General features: G+C 59.7%; 1 protein-coding gene and 1 pseudogene. Both read right to left on the bottom strand.

The window, feature by feature from the left end:
* Positions 1 to 584: MCP four helix bundle domain-containing protein (locus tag AC1RDJ_RS28375; protein WP_493029454.1), on the bottom strand; the 584-nt coding region annotated here is incomplete at its 3' end.
* A 116-nt stretch (positions 585 to 700) separates the two neighbouring features.
* Positions 701 to 955: pseudogene (locus AC1RDJ_RS28380) on the bottom strand (methyl-accepting chemotaxis protein); the annotation flags it as partial.

The raw sequence follows: 955 nt of genomic DNA on the forward strand, positions 1-955 counted from the left end.
ACCAGCAGCAGGTTGCGGCTGGTCTTGGCCACTTCATCGATATCGCGCGCCGTGGCGTCGATGCTGGCGCGCTGGTGTTCCAGCATGTTCATGATGACTTTCTGGTACTTCGCCGAGCCCGGCACGAAGACGGCCTGAAAAGCCTTTTCCGCCTCGGCTTCCTGGCCGCCCGCCTTCAGTTTCGACACTTGCTCGCGCGCATCCAGATACACCTTGCGCTGTTCGCTGACCTGGCGGAACAATTCCGTTTCTTGCGGACCAGAAATCAGGGCTTCGATTTTCTTTTGCAGTTCGCCCGAGACGACGGACGACTGCTTCGCTTCTTCCGCGAAATACGCTCCCAGCGACGTGTCGGCGCTGCGCACGATGGCCGTGGTGCGGCGGATGCCGCTGTCGATCTTGCTGTACCAGTCGGAAATATAACGTTCCTTGGCCAGCGGCTGCTCCATCATGTTGCGCGTGGCCGTGGCCACGTCATGCAAGCGCCACACGCTGATGCCCGTAATAAGCATGGAAAACAGCAAAATCACGGCAAAACCCAGGCCGAGGCGCACACCAATACTGACGTTTCTTAACAAATTCATGTGAATATCCTAAAAAAGCGGAACCAGACTACAAAAGAGTACAAAGGAAAGGCCGAACACGGCAGCCACTGCCGCGGGCAAGCACTGCTGCGCTTGCCCCTGATTCGAATATGTGCTTAGCCCAGGCGCAAGGCTGGCGGCGACGCCGGGCGCCGGGCGCCCTGCAAACCGCCGGCCATGGCTTGCTGGCCATTGAGCTTGAACACGCTGACGACTTGCGCCAGATTGTGCGCCTGGTGCTGCATCGATTCGGCGGCGGCCGCCGATTCCTCCACCAAGGCTGCATTTTGCTGTGTCACGGCATCCATCTGGCCGATGGCGCGGTTGATCTCGTCGATGCCCACGCTTTGCTCGCTGCTGGCGGCCGTGAT

Source organism: Janthinobacterium sp. GW822-FHT07H10 (genome assembly GCF_058798675.1).